Raw genomic sequence first — 5,764 nt, forward strand, 5'->3', positions numbered from 1 at the left:
ACGACGTCGCCGTCAGGTAGTCTTAAGTTACTTTGAGGATATGCACGTAGAAGTGAGTGAAGCTAGTCATGATACGCCGTATCTCTTCCAGTCTCTCCTTTATGGTCAACCGCTTGAAAATAAGACCAGAACGTGGACACACTATGTCACTCCAAGAGGCTTTGCGGAGCTAATGCCGTTTACCAATACAGCTTCAGGAAACCATATTGGCTGGCATATTGGACGGGTGGATAATTGGACAGGTCGGTGGGAAAGTATTGAAAAGGCACAAGAAGCGTCTAAAAATATGGTGCTCTTTAATGCGACCGTTGGAAATAAAGAAGGGATTGCAGGAAAACTCACAAAGAATCCACATATCCTGATTACTGGCGCAACGGGTGAAGGAAAATCTTTTTGGCAGAACTTATCTTTCTTCTAACCTCTCTTCAAGATGTGAAATGCTTGTATGTTGACCCGAAACGCTCTATCCGGAAACACTTTGAAGCAATTGCTCATCACCCAGACTTTGAAAAACGATTCCCACTTTTTGCTGAACATATCAAACAGATAAACTTTGTCACTTTGGATAGTAAGGTGAAATCCAATCATGGAGCTCTTGACCCAATTGTCATGTTGGATAAAGATGACGCTGTTTCGGTTTCAAAAAATATGCTCAATTATCTTATTTTCTCTAACAAGCGAATTAAGGTCACAATGAAGCAAATGACCGCTATTTCGAGAGCGATTAACAAAGTGGTAGCTCAAAGACAAGCGGGAGAAACCGTTGGGTTAAAACACGTCCTCAAAGAGCTCACCAATAATCCAGATGGCACTATCTTTGAAGTAGGAGACTATCTAACATCTATTGTAGAAAATTCCATTTTGGAATTGGCTTTTTCAGACGGTAACGTAGAAGGATTGTCTTATGATAAACGGGTGACTGTTTTAGAAGTAGCGGATTTATCCCTACCAGATAAAGACAATCAACAAGATGTCACCCCAGAAGATAAAGAAATCAATTCTACAGCTCTGATGTTTGCTTTAGGAGCTTTCTGTACACGCTTTGGAGAACTCAATCGTTATGAAGATACGATTGAATTTTTTGATGAAGCGTGGGTTCTAATGAAGTCGGCAGAAGGACGAGCTGTTATCCAATCCATGCGCCGTGTTGGACGCTTCTTTAACAATGTCCTTTGTCTGATTACCCAATCCGTCCATGACGCTGAAGGAGATGATGATACCACAGGTTTTGGGACACTCTTTGCCTTTAGAGAAGACAATGAACTTTCTGATATTTTAGAACACGTTGGACTAACGGACAATGAAGAAAATCTGGAATGGATTAAAAATATGATTTCAGGTCAATGCCTCTATAAAGATGTTTACGGCAATCTCAATATGATTTCCATTTATAACATTTTTGATAGTATTGACCCACTTCTAAAACCAATGAAAGCTACTGTTTCTTCCAATCTTGAAAATAAATACGCATCTTAAGGAGGTGAGCTTGTGCAAGAAGCATTTGAAAAATTAAAAGGCATGGATATTTTTTCTTTAAAATCTTATACAGTACAAACTGGATTTTTGGATATTAGCGGAATCTGGGTGATGTTCAACGAAATCTTTGTCAACTTTCCCTTTTTCCTCCTTAACCTCATTGTTGGTTTCTTCTCCTTGATGATTCGGATTTTAGAAAATGTCCGTCTTTACGACACTTACAAGCAATACGTCTTCAATGGGGCTCAATCCATTTGGCGTGGCTTTACAGGAGCTACTTCTGGTGTGGCTCAGTCATCATTAGTCTTTCTGATTCTCCTTTGCCTAGCTTTTTATCTTTTTTATCAGTTCCTCATTTCTAAAGGCAATTTCTCTCGAAAATTGCTTCATGTCCTTCTGGTTCTCTTTTTAGGCTTTGGTTGGTTTGGGACAGTTGCTGGAACTTCTGGTGGATTGTATCTGCTCAATACAGTAGACAATGTCGCTAGTACTACGATTCATCACATTTCTAATGTCTCTGTCTCCTACGGAGAAAATCAATCTTTAAAGATAGGGGCTTCTATCGCTGATTCTTATATCGCAGAAACTTCTTATAAAGCCTATCTTTTTGTCAATACAGGACAAGAAAACGGGAAATACAAAAACCGTCAAACAGGAAAAGAAGAACTGTTTGATGATTCAAAAGTCCTAGGCAGCTTGGATAAATCAGGCAAATTTAAAGCCATTTCTACCGCAGATAGAAATGATTACTTAAAAATGGGAGATGGAGCTAACGATGATAAAGAGAAAAACCGTTGGGTATCAGCTATTCCTGACTATATTCCTGTCAAGTTCTTCTATATCCTTTTTAAAATGGTAGAAGCGATTGTCATTGCCATTCCTATTGTCTTAATTCAGTTGCTCAATGTCCTTGCACAAGCCCTTGTCCTTATCATGATTCTTCTTTTCCCTATTGCCCTTTTGGTTTCCTTTATTCCCAAAATGCAAGATATTCTCTTTGGAGTTTTTAAGGTCATGTTTGGAGGTCTTGCCTTTCCAGCCATTACAAGCCTTTTAACCTTAGCTTTACTTTACCTTGAAAAAATCATTGAAGACTTAGTAAGCAGTCGTTTTGATAAGGTTATTGGAGATTTTTCTTCCTTGTCTACTTTTAGCGCTCTCTTTAAACTAATCGTTTCTGTTTGTGCTAAAGGTGTGATTTATTGGCTGCTTTGGAAATACAAAGGAGAATTGATTGAATTGTTACTCGGTTCACGAGCAAAGATTACGTTTGATGAGATAGATACCAAAGTCAAAGAAACCGTGACAAATGGACAGGAAACTGTGAAGCAGCTGCCGGCAAAAGCTACTAACGCCTTTGAAATGGCTCAAACATCCGGAAACTTTTTCCTTGCTGGAGCGGGATTTGGAGCGGGACTCTTCATGAATGCTGGTAAACAGATGAAAACTCTTTTTTCAAATCCCCATCCGACTTCAGAAAAAACAGAAAGTTCAACACCTTCAGAAAATGACGAGGAGGAAACACCCGCTACTTCTTCCTTTGAAGAAACAGGCGTTCCCGACGAGGTAACAACACCATTTCAAGAGCCAGATATGCCAATGGAGACTTTTGAATCTGCTATTCAGGAAGAAGACACAAGCGTTCAACCTTTTGACACAGAACCTTCTCCGCTAATGGATACAAAGCAAAGCAGAGAACAGAAAGAGTTTGAAGAGCGCCGTCAAAATCGCCTCTCTTGGAGACAAAAACATCACATCAATAAACTTGAAAAGGAATTAGAACCTTATAAAGATGATGAAGCATTATACCAAGCGCAAGGTTCAAATGCCTTTATCAGGAACTATCGTAAAACCTTGCCAAAAGACGATAAATTAAAAGTCAATATCAACCGTAAACATCAGATAATAGAGGAATTAGCACGATTGAGAGGAGGAAAGGAATAATGAATACACGCATTTATTCTAAAAGAGGTTTTGAACAGACGGTGAACAATGCGGTTGCCCTTGCCTATGAAAGGAGAAAGCCTTCTATTGACTTTCTCCTTTTATTTTCAGTAAAAGAGGCTGAGAAAGAGCAATTGTTGGCAACTATCAAAGAAAATCCTCTTATTTTGACGGCTCAATGGCGATTTGAAACAGTGATGATGACAGTCTATGTGAAAACTTAGGAGTGAAGATGAAGAAAAAACTAGTAATTGTTAGTGCTTTAAGTGCTCTGTTTTTACCTTTGTTTTTAGTCGTCATTATCATGGGAGCTTTTGCGGGTAGTGCGTCTTCTAATGGACAAGCCAAAGGACTACAAACGAAACTAACCGCTAAAGAGGTGGCTCAAAAAGCTAATATTTCAGAAGAACGGGCAAGTGATGTCATCAAAATTCTTAATCATGAACTCTCACAAGAACAGTTTACTATCGCAGGAGCTTCAGGAAGTTTAGCCGTTGCGGAACGTGAAAGTGGCTTTAACCCTAAAGCAGTCAATGCAGGTGGCGGGGTGGCTGGTTATTTCCAATGGTCAGGCTGGTCTTCTACTATTAATGGCAATCGCTGGTCAAAGGCAAAACAAAAGAAATTAGATTCTGATATTGAACTAGACCTCTTATCTACAGAGCTAAACGGCTCTTATAGCAAAGTCAAAACAGAAATGCAAAAAGCGACTGACCCTGAAGAGGCAGCGCTTTATTGGTCAGAACATTATGAAGGGGTCGCTTTATCAGACGGTCAAACCAAAACTAGTGACCTGAAAAAGAATGCGAGAAAATGGTATAACCTCTTCAAAGACACTTTAACAGGTGATACAGCCAATGCCAAAACACAAGATGGTGGAGGCGTAACTTCTGATGGAGTACCTGCTGGATATAGCCTTACAAAAGCAATCAACACCTCTAACTACACTTCTGCGACTTATCCTTGGGGACAATGTACGTGGTTTGTCTATAATCGAGCCAAAGAGGTAGGCGTTAACTTTGACCCTTATATGGGCAATGGTGGGGATTGGAAGCAGAAAGCAGGCTACCAAACCACACATACACCAACAGAGCATAGTGCGATATCTTTCTCTCCTGGTCAGGCTGGTTCTGACCCAACCTATGGTCACGTAGTTTTCGTGGAGCAGGTCAAATCAGACGGGTCTATTCTCATTTCAGAAGCAAACGCTAAAGGACTTGGAGTTGTTTCTTACCGCACATTTGATAAAGCAACAGCTAACCAATTTACATACGTGATTGGGAAGTAAAAATTTGACAAAAAACTACATTTGTCGTACAATTGAAGTACAAAAGAGGTGATTGTATGACTAAAAAAATGTTTCAAAAGCGAGTAGATTCAGAATTACTAGATGAAGTATCGGTACTATACAAATCCTTAGGAACTTCTGTAGGTGACGCTTTCGTGATGTTCTTACAAAAATCAAAGGAGGTGAATGGATTGCCATTTGATTTAAGAAAACAAGTCCATGCTATTTCTGATAATCCTTTAGAAAGACTAGCTTTGGCAAACTCAAATGTTATCAAAGTGACTGCTTCTAATCCAGAAGCAATCGCAGATTTCTTTGATGAAGACTATCCAGAATACGAGGAAAGACATGGACAACTATAACCCATATGATATTCTGGTAGCAACTATCGCTTTTAGTGATGGGACAGGAGCTAAAAGACGTCCTGCTCTAGTCATTGCAAATAATGAAGAAGTTATCAGAACCTACCGTATCACTAGTCAGTATTCCCGTAAATCATCTTATATCCGTTCAAAATACTTTGAAATAAAAGAATGGGAAGAGGCAGGATTAGTGAAACCATCTTGGATTGATACCGTTCAACTTTATGATTTAGACGTAGAACTTGTTCAAGTTCGCTTAATCGGAAAGTTAACAGAAAATGACCAACAGAGATTTGAAAAATTTTTAAGAGAAAATTAAGATTATACGATTATATTATAAATAATCCTAAAACTTTTCTTTTTCATAATCTCCTTAAGGTAAGGGCTTTATAGCTCTTGCTTTTTTTTTATTGCCTAAAAAGGGGGAAAACTATGCAAGTTATTTTACCAGAAGAACAAACAAAAGAAATTCAACTGTTTGTTGCAAATCTTATTAAAAATGAGATTGAAACCGTTAAAGAAGATTCAGGACAAATTAGTCCTTTTTTAAATAAAAAGCAGACCTGTCAGTATCTGGGAATTTCAAATAACACGCTGGATATCTGGATAAGAAAGGGAATGCCACATATTCGGATTGGAAAAACAATTCGATTTGATAAAGATAGTATCCGTAGATGGATGATACAACTGGAAA

At 38.6% G+C, this 5,764-nt stretch carries 6 protein-coding genes and 1 pseudogene; all 7 read left to right on the plus strand.

Annotated elements, in window-relative coordinates:
• A pseudogene (locus tag STRDD04_RS07310) lies at positions 1-1,476 on the plus strand (ATP-binding protein); the annotation flags it as partial.
• A gap of 12 nt (positions 1,477-1,488) precedes the next feature.
• Positions 1,489-3,420, plus strand: coding sequence for a hypothetical protein (locus tag STRDD04_RS07315; RefSeq protein WP_062201030.1), 1,932 nt, complete (start codon positions 1,489-1,491; stop codon positions 3,418-3,420).
• Entirely contained in the window at positions 3,417-3,644 is a 228-nt protein-coding gene (locus STRDD04_RS07320; protein WP_003034616.1) for a hypothetical protein, read from the plus strand. The genes STRDD04_RS07315 and STRDD04_RS07320 overlap by 4 nt, the downstream gene beginning before the upstream one ends.
• An 8-nt stretch (positions 3,645-3,652) precedes the next feature.
• Entirely contained in the window at positions 3,653-4,708 is a 1,056-nt protein-coding gene (locus STRDD04_RS07325) for a phage tail tip lysozyme (protein WP_062201036.1), read from the plus strand.
• A 56-nt stretch (positions 4,709-4,764) separates the two neighbouring features.
• Positions 4,765-5,070, plus strand: coding sequence for a hypothetical protein (locus STRDD04_RS07330; protein ID WP_000162871.1), 306 nt, complete (start codon positions 4,765-4,767; stop codon positions 5,068-5,070).
• Positions 5,057-5,389 (plus strand): type II toxin-antitoxin system PemK/MazF family toxin, encoded by a 333-nt coding sequence (locus STRDD04_RS07335; protein ID WP_002299685.1) that lies wholly within the window; start codon positions 5,057-5,059, stop codon positions 5,387-5,389. The genes STRDD04_RS07330 and STRDD04_RS07335 overlap by 14 nt, the downstream gene beginning before the upstream one ends.
• 113 nt (positions 5,390-5,502) lie before the next feature.
• On the plus strand, positions 5,503-5,764 hold a 262-nt coding region (locus STRDD04_RS07340; RefSeq protein WP_062201038.1), incomplete at its 3' end, for a helix-turn-helix domain-containing protein.

The organism is Streptococcus sp. DD04 (assembly GCF_001578725.1).
GTDB classification, from domain to species: domain Bacteria; phylum Bacillota; class Bacilli; order Lactobacillales; family Streptococcaceae; genus Streptococcus; species Streptococcus sinensis.